This window comes from Marisediminitalea lipolytica (genome assembly GCF_001758465.1).
GTDB lineage: Bacteria > Pseudomonadota > Gammaproteobacteria > Enterobacterales > Alteromonadaceae > Alteromonas > Alteromonas lipolytica.
Genome location: NZ_MJIC01000014.1, coordinates 614,305 through 633,324, shown reverse-complemented (window position 1 = coordinate 633,324; position 19,020 = coordinate 614,305). Strand labels below are relative to the sequence as shown.

17 protein-coding genes are annotated in these 19,020 nt (G+C 48.3%); 8 read left to right on the top strand and 9 right to left on the bottom strand.

Going from position 1 to position 19,020, the window contains the following annotated elements; translation table 11 throughout:
* Positions 1–39 precede the first annotated feature (39 nt).
* The 7 genes from BFC17_RS13795 to BFC17_RS13765 all read left to right on the top strand — a co-directional run bounded on the left by BFC17_RS13795 (position 40) and on the right by BFC17_RS13765 (position 7,075).
* Positions 40–1,557 carry a GGDEF domain-containing protein gene (locus BFC17_RS13795; protein WP_070177045.1) on the top strand — a complete coding sequence of 506 codons (1,518 nt, stop codon included), beginning with the start codon at positions 40–42 and terminating at the stop codon, positions 1,555–1,557.
* A complete protein-coding gene (gene ppnN / locus BFC17_RS13790) occupies positions 1,554–2,918 on the top strand; it encodes a nucleotide 5'-monophosphate nucleosidase PpnN (protein WP_070177044.1) in 1,365 nt (454 codons plus the stop codon). The genes BFC17_RS13795 and ppnN overlap by 4 nt, the downstream gene beginning before the upstream one ends.
* A 111-nt stretch (positions 2,919–3,029) precedes the next feature.
* The gene (locus BFC17_RS13785; RefSeq protein WP_070177043.1) at positions 3,030–3,404 is read left to right on the top strand and encodes a DUF3192 domain-containing protein; all 375 of its coding nucleotides are present in this window, start codon (positions 3,030–3,032) and stop codon (positions 3,402–3,404) included.
* A gap of 5 nt (positions 3,405–3,409) precedes the next feature.
* Positions 3,410–5,029: a hypothetical protein gene (locus BFC17_RS13780; protein ID WP_139142082.1), complete on the top strand. Its 1,620-nt coding sequence runs from the start codon at positions 3,410–3,412 to the stop codon at positions 5,027–5,029.
* A 215-nt stretch (positions 5,030–5,244) separates the two neighbouring features.
* Positions 5,245–6,252, top strand: a complete 1,008-nt coding sequence (locus BFC17_RS13775) for an isocitrate dehydrogenase (protein ID WP_070177041.1) — start codon at positions 5,245–5,247, stop codon at positions 6,250–6,252.
* A gap of 124 nt (positions 6,253–6,376) precedes the next feature.
* Positions 6,377–6,595 (top strand): hypothetical protein, encoded by a 219-nt coding sequence (locus BFC17_RS13770; RefSeq protein ID WP_070177040.1) that lies wholly within the window; start codon positions 6,377–6,379, stop codon positions 6,593–6,595.
* 57 nt (positions 6,596–6,652) lie between these two features.
* Positions 6,653–7,075, top strand: coding sequence for a Dabb family protein (locus BFC17_RS13765; RefSeq protein ID WP_070177039.1), 423 nt, complete (start codon positions 6,653–6,655; stop codon positions 7,073–7,075).
* 5 nt (positions 7,076–7,080) lie between these two features.
* Here BFC17_RS13765 and BFC17_RS13760 read toward each other — a convergent pair whose 3' ends face one another.
* The 4 genes from BFC17_RS13760 to BFC17_RS13745 all read right to left on the bottom strand — a co-directional run bounded on the left by BFC17_RS13760 (position 7,081) and on the right by BFC17_RS13745 (position 12,445).
* The gene (locus BFC17_RS13760) at positions 7,081–7,800 is read right to left on the bottom strand and encodes a DUF1349 domain-containing protein (RefSeq protein WP_070177038.1); all 720 of its coding nucleotides are present in this window, start codon (positions 7,798–7,800) and stop codon (positions 7,081–7,083) included.
* An 80-nt stretch (positions 7,801–7,880) separates the two neighbouring features.
* Positions 7,881–9,209 carry a sensor histidine kinase gene (locus BFC17_RS13755; protein ID WP_070177037.1) on the bottom strand — a complete coding sequence of 443 codons (1,329 nt, stop codon included), beginning with the start codon at positions 9,207–9,209 and terminating at the stop codon, positions 7,881–7,883.
* A 15-nt stretch (positions 9,210–9,224) separates the two neighbouring features.
* Positions 9,225–10,775 carry a DUF3369 domain-containing protein gene (locus tag BFC17_RS13750; protein WP_217494024.1) on the bottom strand — a complete coding sequence of 517 codons (1,551 nt, stop codon included), beginning with the start codon at positions 10,773–10,775 and terminating at the stop codon, positions 9,225–9,227.
* Positions 10,776–10,783: 8 nt separating this feature from the next.
* Positions 10,784–12,445, bottom strand: a complete 1,662-nt coding sequence (locus BFC17_RS13745; protein ID WP_070177036.1) for a sensor histidine kinase — start codon at positions 12,443–12,445, stop codon at positions 10,784–10,786.
* Between the two features lie 445 nt (positions 12,446–12,890).
* On the opposite strand from BFC17_RS13745, the gene BFC17_RS13740 reads away from it, so the two are divergent.
* Entirely contained in the window at positions 12,891–13,205 is a 315-nt protein-coding gene (locus BFC17_RS13740) for a ComEA family DNA-binding protein (protein WP_083271737.1), read from the top strand.
* An 89-nt stretch (positions 13,206–13,294) separates the two neighbouring features.
* Here BFC17_RS13740 and secF read toward each other — a convergent pair whose 3' ends face one another.
* From secF to queA, 5 genes are all read right to left on the bottom strand, one after another.
* Positions 13,295–14,236 carry a protein translocase subunit SecF gene (gene secF, locus BFC17_RS13735; protein WP_070177035.1) on the bottom strand — a complete coding sequence of 314 codons (942 nt, stop codon included), beginning with the start codon at positions 14,234–14,236 and terminating at the stop codon, positions 13,295–13,297.
* 11 nt (positions 14,237–14,247) lie between these two features.
* The gene (secD, locus tag BFC17_RS13730; protein ID WP_070177034.1) at positions 14,248–16,089 is read right to left on the bottom strand and encodes a protein translocase subunit SecD; all 1,842 of its coding nucleotides are present in this window, start codon (positions 16,087–16,089) and stop codon (positions 14,248–14,250) included.
* A 54-nt stretch (positions 16,090–16,143) separates the two neighbouring features.
* On the bottom strand, positions 16,144–16,482 hold the full coding sequence (gene yajC / locus BFC17_RS13725; protein WP_070177033.1) for a preprotein translocase subunit YajC: 339 nt from the start codon (positions 16,480–16,482) through the stop codon (positions 16,144–16,146).
* A gap of 21 nt (positions 16,483–16,503) precedes the next feature.
* A complete protein-coding gene (gene tgt / locus BFC17_RS13720; protein WP_070177032.1) occupies positions 16,504–17,616 on the bottom strand; it encodes a tRNA guanosine(34) transglycosylase Tgt in 1,113 nt (370 codons plus the stop codon).
* Positions 17,617–17,705: 89 nt separating this feature from the next.
* Positions 17,706–18,752, bottom strand: a complete 1,047-nt coding sequence (queA, locus tag BFC17_RS13715; protein WP_070177209.1) for a tRNA preQ1(34) S-adenosylmethionine ribosyltransferase-isomerase QueA — start codon at positions 18,750–18,752, stop codon at positions 17,706–17,708.
* Positions 18,753–19,020 lie beyond the last annotated feature (268 nt).

Here is a 19,020-nt window from a genome sequence, read left to right as displayed (position 1 = left end):
CTGGCAGGTTACATTATGAATAAGGAGCTTGCATAATTTATGGAAGCCAAACAATTACAATCACTGCGCGCTCACAGTGAACAAATGGCTGGCTTTGTCGTCCGCCTGTCCAATTATTACGAAGGCCTGTCTACAGAGATAGACAAAGAATTACAGGGCCTGCGCAACCATTTAAGCGGCAAGATTGACTTTACGCTGGCCACCATCAGCATGAATAAAGTTAGTCAGCTAATCATGCTCGAGCCGCACTCAGTAAAAAGTTTAACCCAGGCCTGGTTGCGCCAGTTGGATGAAGACATACAGACTTTTCAGCGTCTGGTTCACGAACCCACCGCTAAAACACAAGCGGCAAAGGTTAGTGCAGCCATTAAAAAGCCAGTTTCCGGCATCGGTGCCATTCTGCCGCTCTACCAGCAGGTATTAACTTGCTACAAAATGGACATGGGGACGGCAGAAGATGCTCAGCCGGAAAGCCCGGCTGCCGACGCCAGCGCGAGTAAAAGGACTGTTCAGCTAAAACAAAATCTGATTGATGAATTGGGTCAGCTGGTGCAAACCTATATCCGGGTTAACCCCGAAGACGAATACATTGCCTCGCTTGAGCAACGTCTGGGCGATGGCTTAACCGAGGAAGAATTACTCAACAGTTGTTTAATTCTGATCCGTGTCATGGTGCAGGAAACCCTGACCGAAGCTAACACCGCCGGCAAAATTATTCAGCGATTAAATAATGCGCTGGGCAATATGAACGGCGATGTGCAGTCCAGTATATCTAAAAGTGCCGAAAGCTTTGAAGCACGCCAGTCCCGTCAGCAAGAGCTGCGCAGCGTGCTGGAAGACATGGAAGATGCACTGGAAGGCGATCACACCGTTGATGAGCTAAAAAAACAGGCACAGCATTATCTCGGACAAATGGCTAACTCACTTACTGCTGGCGAAGAAGCTGAGCGTATGGAACAGGAAGGCCTGATGTCGCTGTTGGTGTCGATGCAGCAACAGCTATCGTCATTACAGAAACAAACTGATTCTTATCGTAAAAAGCTGGTTGAGCAGCGTATCAACATGTACACCGACCCCCTCACCCGCGTACCAAACCGCATGGCCTACAATGAACGGGCGAACAAGGAGTGGGAACGCTGTCAAGCGCAGGATACGCCGCTAAGCATTGCGGTGGTGGATGTTGACCATTTCAAACGTATCAACGATAAGTATGGCCATGCCGCCGGCGACAAAACCCTGCAGGCTATTGCTCGCCACTTAAAGAGTAACCTCAACAGCTCCGAATTTGTCGCCCGCTGGGGTGGTGAGGAATTTATTATTCTGTTGCCGGATCATTCCTCTGACAAACTACAGAAACGCCTCAATGAGTTGCGTGAGGGCCTGGCTAAGCTACCCTTTAAGTTTAAACAAGAGCGCCTGACAGTGACAGCGTCTATTGGTGGCACCCAGTGTCGCCACGGTGAGAAACTCGACTCAGCCTTTGAACGGGCCGATAAGTGTTTATATAAAGCAAAATCCTGCGGTCGAAATCAGGTGGTCATTCAGGATACCGAATGAAAAAAATTCAGCTAAACCCTGTAGGTTGGATGAGCCAGCTCTCCCAACTTGAAGTCAGCAAGCTTGAAGACACCACAAACAGTCATCTTTACCAATTGTTTCGCAATTGCTGTCTGGCGGTGCTAAACAGCGGCGTTGATGAAGACAATTACGAAATGTTGTTTGCGCCCTACGAGTCGTTTGATATTCGTTTAATCAAACGGGAACGGGGCGTCAAACTCGAACTCATCAATCCGCCTGAGGTTGGCTTTGTTGACGATCGCCTGGTGAAAGGCGTACACGAACACCTGTTTTCCGTGTTGCGTGACATGCTTTACATGGGCAACAAGTACGCTTTTGTGCATGAACACGCCCCCCGGGACAGCGGTAGCATTACCGATATGGTTTTTGACATGCTGCGTCACGCTAAGCTGGTAGAACGCAATAACGAGCTCAACACCATTGTTTGCTGGGGCGGCCACTCCATTGGTCTGAAAGAATACAAATATACCAAGGAAGTAGGATATCAGCTGGGCTTGCGGGAAATGAACATCTGTACCGGCTGCGGTCCCGGTGCTATGAAAGGCCCGATGAAAGGCGCCGCTATTGGCCACGCCAAGCAGCGTTACCGTGACGGCCGCTATATCGGAATTTCAGAGCCAAGCATTATTGCCGCCGAGCCGCCTAATGCTATCGTTAACGAATTAGTGATCATGCCAGACATTGAAAAACGTCTGGAAGCTTTTGTGCGGATTGCCCATGGCATTATTATTTTTCCGGGCGGGGTAGGAACAGCAGAAGAGCTCCTGTATCTACTGGGAATATTGATTCACGAACGTAACGCCCAACAGCCCTTCCCGCTGGTTTTAACCGGTCCGGCAGGCAGCGAATCCTACTTTGAAGCCATTCACGAGTTTGTTGGTGCCACCCTTGGCCCGCAAGCCCAGAACCGCTATCAGATTATTATTGATGATCCGGTTGAAGTAGCCAGGGTGCTGGGTCAGGGCGTTAAAAAAGTCGAGCAATTCAGACTCGCCATGGGCGATGCCTTTAGCTTTAACTGGTCTTTAAAAATCGACGATGATTTTCAGCAACCTTTTGTGCCCACGCACAAATCCATGGCCGCACTGAATTTGCATCGTAAGCAACCTTTGTCTGATTTAGCCAATAATTTGCGTAAGGCGTTTTCTGGTATCGTCACCGGCAATGTTAAGGCTGAGGGTATCCGGCAGATCCGTGACTTTGGTCCGTTTAATCTGTCGGGTGAGGCCGACCTGATGGCTCGTATCGATGCGCTGTTGAAATCTTTCGTAGCTCAGCAACGTATGAAGCTGCCAGGCACAGAATACCGTCCCTGCTATAGCATCAACCGGGATTCATAATCCGTAACATTATCAAGGCTGACAGTGTGACGGTAATTGGATAAACTAAGCTCAGATATGGCCCGGGGCGGGCCTGATAGTTAAAAAAAATAGCAGACACGAAGAAGATAAATGAACAGTAAAGCAATCCGTCTTATTTTGATCGGCGTAGCCTCATACGCGGTTCTTGCTTTTTCGCTGATCGCCTTTTATCCGGATAAGCCGGAAAACATGGATTGGCAGGATCGGGAAGAATACAACAAGGTTCAGATATCGAAGCTGGAACTGGGCATTACCCGGGCAGAGGTGATGGCACTACTGGGCACCCCGGATATTACGGAAGCAAAAATGCAGGACAGCCGCGAGATACAGGTGATGTTTTACCGAACCCAGCATGTGCGTGCTGATGGCATGACCACACAGGACGAATGTACGCCCTTGTTATTTGAAAACGAAGCCCTGATAGCCTGGGGCGATGGTGCATACCAGACTTACCTGAGCAGTTAGTCACCTTGACAGATATGCTGGCAACCTATCACTCGTTGTTGCGGGACAGTGAAGCACTCCCGGTGTTGCCAGCGAAGGATACCGCGCAACTTTCTCTTTATCTGGATATCAGTGCCCGTTGGCTGTCTTTTAGTAAAGACCATCTGCCACTGCTTACCGTACTCACCTGTCGTCCTTACCACGCCTCTGAACCAGGCTCAAATTTGTGGCTCCGTCATATTGGCGCGTATCTGTTGCTTGGCATCCGGAACCGGGTAAACCAGCATACCCTGCAACAGGGTACCGCTGCGTTGCTGGCCTATCACCGGTTAAAACAACAGTCTGTCATTACCAAACCGCGTGTTATGCGGATCATCAAACAACTCAATCACTTTGGCCAGCACTATTGGGCAGCTCACCTGTTACCCTCTGGAAAAAGCAAACAATACCAGGATTGCTTTGACGTCGCGTGGTTATGGCATCGCTATCTTAGCCGTGCCCCACTGTGCAACTTTAATGATATTCTGCAAAAGCTGGTCGCCAGCATACCGGGTTCCGGGCAGCATCTGCTGGCTGAGCTGATTGAGTATCCGGGGGTTATTCACGAGGGCATGGCTGTACAGCTTGCCGGACAACAAAGTACGGTTGTCAGTCAGTTAAAAGATAAAGTGCTGGTATACACTGCCGCCATGCAGCAATTTAGCTGGCATGAGAAAACCCATTTACAGTGCAGGCAGCGCCAGACTATTACGGTTATCGACTGGCTTAATATTAACAGTGAGTTACAAAAGCAGCCGGAAGAAGGCGAAGTTATCAGCCTTGGCGACCACCGCTGGGCGCTACCCCAAAGCTACCCTACTGCTCGCCCGCCGGCAAGTTTACAGGCATTGCTCAGAGCCCTTAATGACCCTGACATTGCAATTCAGAAAATTGTCAGTCTGGTTACTGCCGAACCCGCTTTTAGTCGCTTTTTAAATGATGCGGCGTCGAAAGATAACCGTATGCAACTTTCGGTCTCCAACGTAAAGCAAAGTATACTGACCTATGGGCTGGAAAGAGTCGGTCATATGCTGGTTCAGTACGCCCTTTATCAGCGCCTCACACAACACTGGTTTCCGCTACTTGAATGGTATTCACAACTGGCGCAGATTACTATTTTGCTGAGCAGTGAGATGGCGGTAGCGTCGGGGAAAATTACCCCACAGTACGCGAGTCTGGTGACCACGGTAGCGTTGTCTCCGTTATTTACCACTGCCAGTGAAAAAGGCAAAACCACACCAGCCCGGATTGATCAGCGCCTGTTCGATATCGACAGCCTGTTAGGCACTGCCGGCGAGCGTGATAAAAACACTACACGCCAGCGGTTAATTTCGCTGGCAACTGCCTGGGAACAGGATAAAGGCCAGGCGCGGTTAATCGCCTGCTGCGGCAAGCTGCCAGAGGAAGTGCCGGGGCTACTACGACTACCCCATTGTATAAGTGGCTTAAGTTTGATTTGGGCCCGCGAGTGGCTATTCGGCCACACCGCCTGTCAGCACACCCAGCAGTTTATTCAGCAAACCAACAAAGCCTTTCCGGCACTGGCAGGATTAAAGCCAACACTGTTGCCCAAAGTGGCGCATTTACTCAGTTGTCCCCTCCCATAAACGTTTTTTTACCCCCCGGAATAAATACCATTTATAAGCACTATGGACTAATTTACTACTCATTTAGTCTGGGTTCATATAAACTTACGAGTAAAAATAAACACCTTACAAATGACGAAAAATCAGTCAGAAACACGTTCGCTGACCGATTTTTACGCTACACTTATCACAAGCAAACGACCTAACGAACCAGTAAAAGTTATTAAGGATCTCTGATGACTCAACAACGCATTACTGTCATCCGCGGAGATGGTATCGGCCCGGATATTATTGATGCAGCGACTCAAATTCTAGATAAAGCAGGCTGTAATTTTGCCTACGACTATGCCGACGCTGGCCTGATGGCGCTGGAAAATCACGGAGAACTGCTTCCGCAGGAAACCCTTGACCTGATCGCCAAAAACAAAGTAACACTGAAAGGCCCGTTAACCACTCCGGTAGGTGAAGGTTTCACCTCGATTAATGTTAGCCTGCGTAAGCAATTCCAGCTTTACGCTAACGTCCGCCCTGTATTGTCGTTTAAAGGCACCAAAGCCCGCTACGAAGATATCGATATTATTACCGTTCGGGAAAACACCCAGGGTATGTACTCTGGCCTGGGTCAGGTTGTTTCTGAAGACGGCACAGAAGCTGAAGCGCGTAGTAAAATTACCCGCGAAGGCGCAGAAAAAATTGTTACCTTCGCCTACGAGCTGGCTCGCCGCGAAGGCCGTAAAAAAGTCACCGCAGTGCACAAGGCTAACATCCTCAAATCCACCTCAGGTTTGTTCCTTAAAGTAGCCCGCGAAATCGCCGAGAAATACCCGGATATTGAATCCACCGAAATGATTGTTGATAACGCCTGTATGCAGTTGGTAATGAACCCTCATCAGTTTGATGTGATTGTTACCACCAACCTGTTTGGCGATATCTTATCCGACCTTTGCGCAGGTCTGGTAGGCGGTTTAGGTATGGCTCCAGGCGCTAACATTGGTGGCGAATGTGCTATTTTTGAAGCTGTACACGGTTCTGCACCGGACATCGCCGGTAAAAACCTGGCAAACCCAACCAGCGTTATTCTGGCATCAGTACAAATGCTGGAATACCTGGGAATGGCGGATAAAGCCGAAGCGATTCGCACCGCGCTGAAAGACGTGATTGAAAGTGGCGACCGTACGACCCGCGATCTGGGTGGACAGCACGGCACAACTGAGTTTACTCAGGCAATGCTGGAAAGGTTGTAAGCCTCCTTTCATTACTTAGCCAATGCTAAAAGCAAGTCAGCCGACTTGCTTTTTTTTGCCGTTAAAAAAGTGAACCTTTTCTCCTGCCGATCCGAATTAATCTATGTAACCAAGGAGAAATACCATGTCTTATGACAACAGCAAAAATACCATAGGCAATATGGCAGCAATTCAAACCGCCATTGCCGATCAAAACAGCGAAGAGCTTAAGGCGCTGCTTGCTGATATACAGCTGGATACACTGCAAAAAGATTATTTACTGGAGCTGGCCGCTTTGGGTAGCGACAGTGAAATAGAAACGCTTATTCAAAAAACGCCGGAAAAAGACCTGAGCAATTCATAGCTTCACCGTGCATGTTTGTGTAATGATACGGCATTTCCGTTGTTAGGAGTGTGCCCAGTGAAAAACACCACCAACCATGAGCGCCGCAACTTCTTAGTCAAAACTGGCGCCGTCGCCAGCACGGTCGCAGTTGCCCCGGCAGCGTTAGCGACTGCCGGTTCGGCGGTTTTACCGGTCATTCGTCACAGTGTGTTTTTCTGGCTGAAGAATCCAGGCAATCAGGCCGATCGTGACGCACTTATAGCCGGGCTAAAAACCCTTGGCGCTATCGAAACCGTAAAGGGCATACAGATTGGCGTGCCAGCTTCAACCGAAAAACGAGACGTGGTGGACAACAGTTTTGATGTTTCTGAAATGCTATTGTTTGACAGTGTAGAAGGTCAGAACAGCTATCAGAGTCATCCGGTGCATCTGGCCTTTGTGAAGAACTGTGAACACCTCTGGCGCAAGGTGGTGGTCTACGATTCTATCGCTGTATAGCCTTTTTAAAGGCCGGTTCGCAGGTTCGTTACGGTTTTAGGCTCTACACCAAAATAGTGAATTTTATGCGTTGCCGCTTGCTTTAAGGGGCTTTGGGCTTCTACCCCCACTTTCACAATGGCCTGGCTTTTCATTCTGGTGAGTCGGGCCATATAAAACTGTTCTCCATTGACCGACCAGAACATCGAATACAAATCGCCTTTTCTGATCACCCGTAACCAGACTTTATCGGTGTCGGGCAATCTTACGCCATTGGCGTCATCAGACAACGATTTAGTCACCACCGACACAATACTCTTTCCTGTCGCATCTGAATATTCAAAGGCAAACTTAATCCAGTTAACCGCATCAAGCATCACCATTACCGACACCGCATTCCAGGTGGATGAAAAATCAGGTTCTACTACCGCAGTGGCAACAAAGTCTCCGTTTGCTTCGTAAAATAAAAACGGGGCGGAAGCGCTGCTACTGCCGTTTTCCGGGTCGATAAAAAAGTCGGTGCCGGGCGCAGTATTAACGCTGAGTATGCCCTTCTCGAAGGAAACCACGTCTGGCATGTTCATCCAGCGTAACCGTTCACCTTCGCTGGCGGATAATGTTGACAGGAGATTTGCTGGTATCGTATGAGTGCTTGCAGACTGAGCAGTGAGCGGCGTATGGCTGCAAGAAACCAGACTGAGAACTAAAAATGGAATAATCCAGATCAGGCGGTTCGCTAACTTCATATTAGTGTCCTTGCTGGTTATACATTACCGAGCGGATGAGACATTACAAACCGGCTCACATAAAACTCGCCAGCGCCTTTTCAACCACTAGCCTGGGCGGCGCTGCCAACAACATCAACGGGAAACGTAAATAAAAACTCTACACCTTTGCCTGATTCGGAGTGAAAATCCAGACTTCCTTTTAGCTTTTGTGTGGCAAGGGCCTGTACAATGGATAAACCTAACCCACTGCCGCCACTTCCCCGGCGTGTAGTAAAATACGGCTCAAAAACCGCCTTCTGGTTTTCAGGCGGAATACCATTGCCATTATCCTTGTAGACTAAACACAGGGTCTGTTTATCCGAGTCGAGTGAACACGACAAGCTAATGTGTTTTTCATCCACATTTTCAAAAGCATGATTAATGGAATTGAACACCAGATTGGTAATGATCTGAGATAAAGCACCGGGGAAGGAATTCATAATACATTGCGGAATTTCACCTGTCTCAAGACGGATCCCGAACCGCTTCACCTCAGGAATAAGACTGTTGGTTGTGCTTCGTAACACTTTTTGCAATTCGAACCGACTGGCACAATCAGCATTCTGATTTACCGCGCTGTCTTTAAAATCACTAATTAACTTTACTGCCCGGCCAAGGTTAAATGTCAGCAGGTCAGTAACATCGGTGGACTCTTCAACAAAGTTACTAAACAACGACTCAGTCAGAGTGCCCTGTGAAAAATGTTGGTTCAGCTCCCGCAGCGCTTCTTTAAAATGTGTTACCCCTGTTATGGCCACACCAAGCGGGTTGTTAATCTCGTGCGTTACGCTGGCAACCAGCTTGCCAAGGGTCATAAAACGTTCTTCTTCCGCCAGGTCGTCATATGATTTGGCTTGAGGCAATGGCGAAGTGGTGAACTTTCGAATAGAAAATACCGGGGCTTCAATCAGGCTTTGCAACACGCTCAAACAGCTATTAACCAGATTATTAATGTTAAGTACCTGGGTCGGCTCTGGCTCATCGCCGCCTACTTCCAGCACACCAAGGAAACCTTCGCTGTCGCCACAAATATAGTGCTGGATCCAGCTTACTGCGGGCAGTTCTCTTTGTTCCAGAGCCGGCAGGCTAAAGCCGGCATTCTCGTTAAATGCAGTTAGTATTCTGCTATCACGTAAAGAATCTGCGTAAGTTTCAGCTACACCAGGCGGGATCTGCCAGGGCTGCTCGCGAACCGGATTATTCCGGCCTAACACGATAGGCACACACTGGCCGTCCTGAGTAGGTAAGACCCACAGCGTAACGGTAAATTCTTCCGGTAAGTTTAATTGTAACGCGTCTACTGCGAATTGTAACAGGGTGACACTATCGCTATGACTACGGCTAAGCCCGGCCCATTCCTGAGCCCAGTTAACGTTTTGTGCATCCATCGGCTCAGCCTTAACTTAATCCGGGTAGCGGTTTCTGATTTCCCAAAATTCGTCAAAGTGATCGATTATCAGATCGACTAACTTTGGCTCAAAGTGTTCACCACGTTCCTTAAGCAACTCTTCCCTGACATTTTCTTTGCCCCAGGGTTCTTTGTAGCAACGTTTTGAGCCTAAAGCGTCAAACACATCAGCCAGTGCGGAAATGCGTCCGGCAATCGGTATCTCTTCGCCCTGCAATCCTAGTGGATAACCATTACCGTTCCATTTCTCATGGTGCGTCATACAAATCATCGACGCCACTTTCAGTATAGGCTTGGTTGATTTGCGCAAAATATCATGACCAACGGAGGCGTGGGTTTTCATGGTTTCCCACTCTTCTTTATCCAGCTTACCCGGCTTGTGCAGAATGCGATCCGGGATCGCCACCTTACCAAAATCATGTAACGGCGACGCCCGTTTAATCACCAGACACTCTTCTTCTGCCAGACCATAAAGCTGTGCCAGCCGGTAACTAACCAATGACACCCGTTTTACGTGCGCGCCGGTTTCCTTACTGCGCATCTCTACCGCATCGCCCAGCAAATAAACCAGCTCACGCTGCGTTTCCAGGATCTCTTCACCTTTCAACAGACTGGCGTAAGTCAGCGCTACGTTAAAACAATAAATGTCGAGCAATTCCTGTTGGGCGTTGGTGAGTTTACCGTTGGTATCAATGTACAGCAGACTCTGATAACCACTCTCAGTTTCGGTATAAAACACATAACCTTCTTCACTGTACAGTGAGCGTCGCTCATCCAGCGCTTTATCAAATAATTGTTCCACCGGAGCGGGGAGTCCGGGTGAATCATCTTCGGCAATCACGTCGGCCATAGAACCGGTCGCGGCCAGGATTCGTCGCTCGCCATGAGCGCCCTGCTCAGAAAAGGTGGTGCAATACACTGCGCTGGAGTCAATTTGCAGCAGGTTCATTATTTCCTTTAACACCGCAGTGGCAAACTCACTCATTGAGTTTGGTTTCAGCATTTTGCTGGTACTTTCTATTACCTGGCGCAGACCCTTACGATGCATATCAATGGTTTGAATATCCCGGTAAGAACGCAGTCCACTGTACATCAGGGTTTTGAGCTTCTGACTGGTGAGCTCCGTTTTCTCTTTGTAATCGTTTATATCGTAACGTTCGATAACTTCGTGCTCCGGGGCCTGACCGGGCTGCCCGGTGCGCAACACTAAACGAACCAAATGATTACCTAACTCGTTTCTGACCTTGTGTACCAAATCCAGTCCGGCATGATCGGTTTCCATCACCACATCAACCAGCGCCAGCGCTATGTCAGTGTGCTCGGTGAAAATTTGAAGCGCTTCCCTGGCAGAATATGCATGTAAGAAACGGATCCGTTTACCGTCGAAGCGAAAACGTTTAAGGGTTAAGTCAGTGACTTTGTGTACCTCAACTTCATCGTCGATAATCAAAACCGTGTAACCATAATCAGCATCATTTTCCTTTGGACTGGTCGTGTCCGCAGAAGCTGATTTCGATTGCGATGCAAAAAGTGGATTGGATATCACTGCTGACCTCACTTATTTAAGTCATGTAATTCAAAGGCCACAGCCAGGCCTTCATCGACATATAAATTCAAATCGCTGTTTAACTTACCTTTTACCAGGTTATACACCACACTTAACCCCAGCCCGGTACTGCCTGCACCCCGACGAGTTGTGAAAAACGGGTCGACAAGGCGTTTGAGGAGCGCTTTTTCCACGCCAACCCCATTATCTTTAAACAACAATACATTTTCTTTTTTCCCTGCGGTTTGAGCCGGGAAGGTAATACTGATTTCACAGTGCTGCTGGTTAGGTAAAAAAGCATGCACGATTGAGTTACTGGCAAGGTAATGAAAAATGTCCAACAACACCGAAGGATAAGTTATCACCGTTGCACTTTGATCGATTTCGGCTTTAATAGTAAAAGCCAAATTCGGGTTTTCGTTATAGAAACGCTGTATAAACACATCCACAAGCTCCGCAATCACTACAGGCTCTGGCGCTGAGGAAGACTCACAACTTTCGATATCTACCTTTTTAAAACGGGCGACCAACGACGACGCTTTGTACAAATTGTTCAGTGTCAGGCTCACCATTTCATCGCCCGTATCCAAAAACTCAACAAAGGCGTTGGGATCCAGATGCCCCTGTTCATAATCCTGGCGCAGCCCTGTCATACTCTCCTGCAAGTGAGACGCGCTGGTAATGCCAATCCCCAGTGGCGTATTAACCTCATGAGCAACCCCGGCGACGACCCCTCGCATTGCTGAGAGTTTTTCAGTTTCAATCAACTTCTGCTGAGCAAACTGCAGATCTTTAAAGGCCGCCTTTCTTTCTCTGTGCGCCACTTTTAACCTTTGCGCCTGCACGACCAGATAGACAACTAACGAACTCAAAGCCAGTGTGCCGAACGGGATAGCCTTATACGCAACCGTTCGATGCCACTGTTCATTTTGAAAAGCGGAGATCGTCCACTGACGATTAAAAAACGCTACGGTGCGAGCAAAGTCACCATCGTTCACCGTTTCGTCGCCCGACTTTGCTTTGTCATGCCGACTAAATACTCGGCGAGCCGTTGAATTTTCATACTCAAATAAAGTATAGCCCTGATTTAGCTGATTATTTAAATTTCGTTCCAACGTGACACCAACGTCTACTAAAATCCCCACAAATCCGGCTTTCGGCGCCACTTCCATTAGCACAAAAGCGAAGTAGCGAGGGTCTTTGCTAAGTTTAAATATTGGCGAGGCGACTGCCTGTTGACGTTGACTTGCCTGCGCCAGCAACACATTTATATCTGCATTAACCAATACCTCCGAGGAATTCACCGGTACGCCTTTGCTAACATCCTGCCAATAGGTTTGTGTTACGCCCGGCTCTTCGACAGATGTCTGTTCACTCAGGTAAGCCATTGCCGTAATACTGTAAAACTGCGCCATTACCAGGCTGGCGTAGCTCGCAAATTCATGAGCTTCTACATGAGTAGACGACCGAAAAAGTTGTGCGAGGGAATTAAGCGCAAAAGCGTTGTAATCGACCTCCCGACTCAGCGTATCGATAAATTCATGTATTGGGGCTTCAAAGCTGACTACCTCTTCCTGATCAAGCAAGGTCTGGCTGACTGATGCACCCACAATGGTAATCACTACTACGAAAATCCCCCCCAGAAAGTATGTGGTAAACTGATTGGGCATTGATGATTTCCTGGATTTTTAATAACTATAGTTTAGGATTTGCAAGACAGGTAACCAGCGTTGCAGTCCGCCGTACATTTATGGCCCTTCAATTGCAGTTTAATCCCCCTCGACATTTTAATATGAGTGTTCAATCACCGCAGTCGGTTGCATGCAGAGAAGCAGAAAGGCAAATTTACCTATTGATTTAAAAAGATATTCAGTATTTTCCAAGTTCAATAAAGCGCGTTTTGCCCGTTAGGGTTCTATCACGGGTCACTGGCAACATGAGTGATATTTATCTTTAGTATAAATTTTAGTTTCGCGCACTTTTTATTTACTTCTGAGCAAGATTTCAGCCCGCCTCGCTACAAAACTGGCCATTATCAGTACTCCCGCAAACCGGCATTGCTCTTTACAGTTAAGGGGATGATTTTCATCACTGACAACTTTTTTGGAGAGACAAATGAAACTGACAACTTGCAAAGTAATTATTATGACCCTGGCCATGCTGGGTGGTTTTAGTCAGGCCTCGGCCGATTCTCTAACCATGACCGATGAAGTGAAACAAGTGGCCAGCACCGAAGCCTTGCTGAATATTAATACCGCATCGTTGGAGCAACTGATGGCTTTACCTGGCATCGGGAAAAGTAAAGCAGCAGCGATTATTCAGTATCGCGAGGCTCAGGGTCCTTTTACGTCGATTGACGACCTGATTAATGTGAAAGGTATCGGGCACAAGATGCTGGCTAAGCTCACCGGCGCCATTGAAGCACGGTAAACAACAAGTATGACTTACTTGCGGTACCTTTTTTATCATCAAAAAAAAAGCCGCTGATGAATCAGCGGCTAGTTTTATTACAGACCTGTTTAAGGTAGTGCGTCGAGGTCTTCACCCTCTTTCTCAACCTGAGGCGGCATTAAATCTTCTTTGCTGATACCCAGAGCAAGCGCTACTGAGCTGGCAATGTAGATAGAAGAGTAAGTTCCGACTACCACACCAAAGAGCAATGCCGTAGCAAAACCATGAATTAACGCCCCGCCTTTGAAGAACAGCGCCAGTAATACCAGTACCGTTGTTAAGGAGGTGATGATGGTTCTGTTTAAGGTTTGCGTCAGGGAAATATTGATAATTTCCTCCGGCTCACCTTTACGGATTTTACGGAAGTTTTCACGAATACGGTCAGATACAACGATAGTATCGTTAAGTGAATAACCGATCACGGCTAACACCGCTGCCAGTACGGTTAGATCGAACTCCAACTGTAAGAATGAGAACAGACCAAGTGTTAAAAAGACATCATGCACCAGGGCCGACACCGAGCCCAGCGCAAAACGCCACTCAAAACGCGCTGCAACATAAATGAGGATACAGATAAGCGCCACCAGCATAGCCAGACCGCCCTGCTCCGTTAACTCTTCACCTACGTTAGGCCCAACAAACTCAATACGACGCTTCTCAACACTGCTATCAGCCTGCTGCAGAATGTCGATGACCTGATCACCAATGGTAACGGCTTTAACGCCTTCACGCGGGGCGATACGAATAAGCACGTCGGTACTGCTACCGAAGTTTTGCACCACCGCATCAGGAAAGTCATTGGCCGCCAGGGCTGAGCGAATCTCACTCAAATCTGCGGCTTGTTCATACCCCACTTCAATCAGTGTACCACCGGTAAAATCGAGGCCCCAGTTCAGGCTGTTAGTCGCCAGCGAGAAAATAGAGGCCAAGATCAGTGTGGTTGATAACACCATTGCCGGCATTCGCAACTTCATGAAATTGAGGGTTTCTTTTAATTTTAATAATTGCATGTCAAACGCTCCTATATCGCCAGCTTGTTAACACGGCGACCACCCCAGACGGCGTTCACGATGACACGGGTCACTAAAATCGCAGTAAACATAGAGGTAGCAATACCTATCATCAGCGTAATAGAGAAACCTTTAATCGGGCCTGTGCCTACAGCAAACAGGATCAGGCCGGCAATAAAGGTAGTGATGTTGGCATCAAGGATAGTGGAAAATGCACTGTCATAGCCCTGGTGAATCGCTTGCTGAGGACTGCGACCATCGCGGATTTCTTCACGAATACGCTCAAAAATTAACACGTTAGCATCTACCGCCATACCGACCGTTAAAACGATACCCGCCATACCAGGCAAAGTCAGCGTTGCGCCGGGGATCATCGACATGATACCCACGATCATTATCAGGTTTACCGCCAGAGCGATATCAGCCACCAGACCAAAAGCTTTGTAATATACCAGCATAAAGACCATGACCAGGGCCAGACCCCAGACAATAGCCTGCATACCTAAATCAATGTTTTCCTGACCCAGGCTTGGACCAACGGTGCGCTCTTCAACAATTTGAATCGGCGCAATCAGTGCACCTGCACGCAGCAGTAAGCTCAGGTCGCGGGCTTCTTTAGGGGAGTCCAGACCGGTGATTTGGAAATTGCTGGCAAACTGACCACGGATGGTTGCCACGTTGATGACTTCTTCGTGACGCTCAAAAATCAGCTTATCGTTGGCATCGCGCTCACCTGTGGCTTTGTATTCAATGAATACCGTTGCCATGGGTTTACCCACATTTTCACGGGTATTGCGAGACATTTTCGTGCCGCCTTCACTGTCCAGTGAAATACTGACCTGGGGCAATCCATACTCATCTACACCGCTGTTGGCATCAATAATATGGTTTCCGGTTACCACTACACGTTTGTCTAATAATACCGGACGCTCGCCTTCAAACAGCAACTGCGAACCAGGAGGTACGCGACCATCCAGTGCATCACGTACATCATTGTCCTGATCCACCATTCTGAATTCCAGGGTCGCGGTGGCGTTAAGGATTTCTTTGGCCTGGGCTGTATCCTGAATACCCGGCAGTTGCACTACGATTCGCTCTGCGCCCTGCTTCTGAACGACAGGCTCCGCAACACCCAGTTGGTTAACCCGGTTACGGATAATGGTGATGTTTTGCTTAACCGCATAATCACGAATTTCTGCCAGTTTTTGCTCAGAAAAACGGGCGCGTAATACTAAATCATCCATTTGCTGGTAAGTGAGGTCACGGTTGCGGTTTTTCAGGAAAAACTCCGCTTTGTCGAGGGTTTCCTCGTCGCGGAACTGAATATCAACAAAGCCGTCACGCACATTTACAGAACGATAACGCAGTTTTTCTTCACGTAGCGCGGTACGGAAATCGCTTTCTGCATCTTCCAGCGATTTGCCTATGGCTTCGTTCATATCGACTTCCATCAGGAAGTGCACACCACCGCGTAAGTCCAGACCGAGCTTCATAGGCGTGCCGCCCAGGCTTTCCAGCCACTCAGGGGTATCCGGAGCCAGGTTCATGGCGACCACGTAATCACTGCCCAGCTCACGATCCAGAAAATCACGCCCTTTTAACTGACTGTCCGAATCAGGTAAACGGATCAGCAACTGATCGTTGGCAAACTCGACGGCCTTGATTGGGATATTCTGTTCAGCTAATGCAGCGGTAATGCGGGTTTCAAGTGCTGCGGTTACAGTGGCATTGCGTGAACCGGAAATCTGCACGGCATTGTCTTCGCCGTACAAATTGGGCAACGCATAAAGGCCACTCATCAGTACCATAAACAGTACGATCAGCACCTTAAAAAATGAGTTTTGATTTAACACAGGAATTTCCTACGACGGGCATAAGCAGACTGCTTAGCCCGTTAAGCTGGTTACTTAGATAGACTTCATGGTGCCTTTAGGCAGCACTGCACTAACGGCAGACTTTTGCACAACGATGTTAGTTTGGTCGTTTAATGCAACTTCAATAAAGTCTTTTTCTTCCGTGACTTTGGTAACCTTACCAACCAGACCACCCTGGGTAAGGACTTCGTCGCCTTTAGTTAAAGACGAAACCAGAGCTTTATGCTCTTTTACGCGCTTTGCTTGCGGACGATAGAGTAAGAAGTAAAAGATAAGGCCAAATACGCCGAGCATAATCAGCATTTCTAAACCGCCACCCTGAGCGCCACCGCCAGCCGTTTGTGCATGTGCTTCAGAAATAAATAAACTCATAATGTTCCCCGTTTTAAATTGTTATAAAGCCGGTACCGGCATGTTTTTCTGTGCGTAAAATTCGCTGACAAATTCGTCCAGTGAGTTACTTTCAATAGCGTCACGTAACCCCTGCATAACCCGTTGATAATATCTCAGGTTATGAATAGTGTTGAGTCTGGCACCCAGTATCTCGTTACATTTATCAAGATGATGTAAATATGACCGAGAATAGTTTTTGCAAGTGTAGCAATCACATTTTTCGTCCAAAGGGCCCGTGTCATTCTTGTGTTTGGCGTTGCGGATTTTTATCACACCTTCCGTGACAAACAGATGACCATTGCGGGCATTGCGGGTTGGCATCACGCAATCAAACATATCAATGCCACGACGAACCGCTTCAACAATATCCTCTGGCTTACCCACGCCCATCAGGTAACGCGGTTTATGTTCCGGGATTTTAGGCGCGGTGTGCTCGATAATGCGGATCATGTCTTCTTTGGGTTCACCAACCGACAAACCGCCAATGGCATAGCCGTCAAAACCAATGTCTTCCAGACCCGCGAGCGAGACGTCACGCAGGTCTTCGTACATACCGCCCTGAATAATACCAAACAAGGCTGATGGATTATCGCCATGAGCGTCTTTGCTGCGCTTTGCCCAGCGTAATGAGAGCTCCATTGATATACGCGCTTCCTGCTCCGTCGCCGGATACGGCGTACATTCGTCAAAAATCATCACGATGTCAGAACCCAGATCGCGCTGGACTTCCATGGATTTTTCCGGCGTCAGCAGAATTTTTTCACCATTGATAGGTGAACGGAACGTCACACCTTCTTCAGTGATCTTACGCAGGTCACCCAGGCTAAATACCTGAAAACCACCGGAATCGGTGAGGATTGGCTTTTCCCAGTGCATGAAATCATGCAGATCACCATGTTGTTTTATGATGCCGGTTCCCGGACGCAACATAAGGTGAAAGGTATTGCCTAGGCAGATATGTGCGCCGCTGTCCTCCAGCTCTTCTGGCGTCATTCCCTTTACGGTACCGTAAGTACCTACCGGCATAAACGCCGGGGTTTCCACTACGCCGCGTTCAAACACCAGTTTTCCTCGTCTGGCGCGACCGTCGGTATGGAGCAGTTCAAATTGCATGAGAGTTAATATCCTGTCTGATCAAGAGGAAAAACAGTCCTCTGTCTGAGCTCAATTGAGGGCGGATTATACCAGCTATTAACCAGAGATCATGTGTTAATAGCCTTTTCAATAAACATGCTGTCGCCATAGCTGTAAAAGCGGTATTGCTCTTTAATTGCTTCAGCATAGGCATGCAGCACATTATCGCGGCCGGCAAAGGCACTAATCAGCATAATGAGAGTTGATTCTGGCAAGTGAAAATTGGTGAACATGGCATCCACCACTTTAAATTCAAAGCCAGGGTAAATGAAGATATCGGTATCCGCCTGAAACGGCTCGATGATAGCGTCTTTACTGGCATGTAACGCTGCAGATTCCAGCGAACGAACAGATGTAGTGCCAACCGCAATGACCCGCTTGCCTGCCGCCTTGGTGGCTCTTACCGCATCCACAACGCTATCAGGCACAATCGCAAATTCAGAGTGCATCTTATGCTCCAGCACGTTGTCCACGCGGACCGGCTGGAAAGTGCCTGCTCCCACGTGCAGTGTGACATAGGCCAGATTAACCTGCTTTTCCTGTAACGCCTGCAGTATTGCATCATCGAAGTGAAGACCCGCGGTTGGCGCTGCAACGGCGCCTGGCGCCTGGTTATACACGGTTTGATAACGTTCTTTGTCGCTGTCTTCATCGGCTCTGTCGATATACGGCGGCAGCGGCATATGGCCATAGCTCTCGAGTTGTTCAAGGACAGACTTGTCGCCCTCAAAGTGCAGCTCAAACAGCGCATCCTGACGCCCCGTTACCGTGACATTAACAGCCCCTTCCAGTAACAAAGCTGTGCCGGGTTTTGGCGCTTTGCTTGCCCGCACATGAGCCAGCGCGTTTTTATCATCAACGATACGCTCTATTAATACTTCGACCTTGCCTCCGGACGCTTTTTGTCCCAGCAAACGTGCCGGAATAACCCGGGTATTATTAAACACCAGCAGATCGCCCGGTTCGACTAACACCAGCATATCGCGAAACTGCTGGTGCGCAACCGTTCCTGTTTTACCATCGAGATGCAACAAACGACTGGCAGTACGTTCGGCGGTAGGATGTTTGGCAATTAAATGCTCGGGTAAGGTAAACGTAAAATCTGATAATTTCATGCAGCTAAAATATTTGGCAAAGTGAGTTTTGTTTCCACAGAGTACCTTTTGAAAGCGCGGTAACCTGTCATGTATATTCAGGCCTGAAGCCATATTGTTGCGGATTGTACCACAACTGATTAGCAATGCGCCGGGCACTTAACGTCGCGCGTCAAAGGTTGGTGGCATCTGTCCTGGCAACAGCTGAATCGTCCTATTCTATCGGGCCCTAATAACCCCACACTTCTTATGGCTAAAACGATTAAGCAATTCCCTTACCAACTTTAGG

Excerpts from the sequence above, each read along its gene's own strand:
- BFC17_RS13785 (WP_070177043.1), top strand. The coding sequence starts at position 3,030 with ATGAACAGTAAAGCAATCCGTCTTATTTTGATCGGCGTAGCCTCATAC.
- BFC17_RS13755 (WP_070177037.1), bottom strand. The coding sequence starts at position 9,209 with ATGGATGCACAAAACGTTAACTGGGCTCAGGAATGGGCCGGGCTTAGC.
- BFC17_RS13740 (WP_083271737.1), top strand. The coding sequence starts at position 12,891 with ATGAAACTGACAACTTGCAAAGTAATTATTATGACCCTGGCCATGCTG.
- BFC17_RS13775 (WP_070177041.1), top strand. The coding sequence starts at position 5,245 with ATGACTCAACAACGCATTACTGTCATCCGCGGAGATGGTATCGGCCCG.
- secF (WP_070177035.1), bottom strand. The coding sequence starts at position 14,236 with ATGCAATTATTAAAATTAAAAGAAACCCTCAATTTCATGAAGTTGCGA.
- BFC17_RS13745 (WP_070177036.1), bottom strand. The coding sequence starts at position 12,445 with ATGCCCAATCAGTTTACCACATACTTTCTGGGGGGGATTTTCGTAGTA.
- yajC (WP_070177033.1), bottom strand. The coding sequence starts at position 16,482 with ATGAGTTTATTTATTTCTGAAGCACATGCACAAACGGCTGGCGGTGGC.
- BFC17_RS13795 (WP_070177045.1), top strand. The coding sequence starts at position 40 with ATGGAAGCCAAACAATTACAATCACTGCGCGCTCACAGTGAACAAATG.
- BFC17_RS13770 (WP_070177040.1), top strand. The coding sequence starts at position 6,377 with ATGTCTTATGACAACAGCAAAAATACCATAGGCAATATGGCAGCAATT.
- ppnN (WP_070177044.1), top strand. The coding sequence starts at position 1,554 with ATGAAAAAAATTCAGCTAAACCCTGTAGGTTGGATGAGCCAGCTCTCC.
- queA (WP_070177209.1), bottom strand. The coding sequence starts at position 18,752 with ATGAAATTATCAGATTTTACGTTTACCTTACCCGAGCATTTAATTGCC.
- BFC17_RS13760 (WP_070177038.1), bottom strand. The coding sequence starts at position 7,800 with ATGAAGTTAGCGAACCGCCTGATCTGGATTATTCCATTTTTAGTTCTC.
- tgt (WP_070177032.1), bottom strand. The coding sequence starts at position 17,616 with ATGCAATTTGAACTGCTCCATACCGACGGTCGCGCCAGACGAGGAAAA.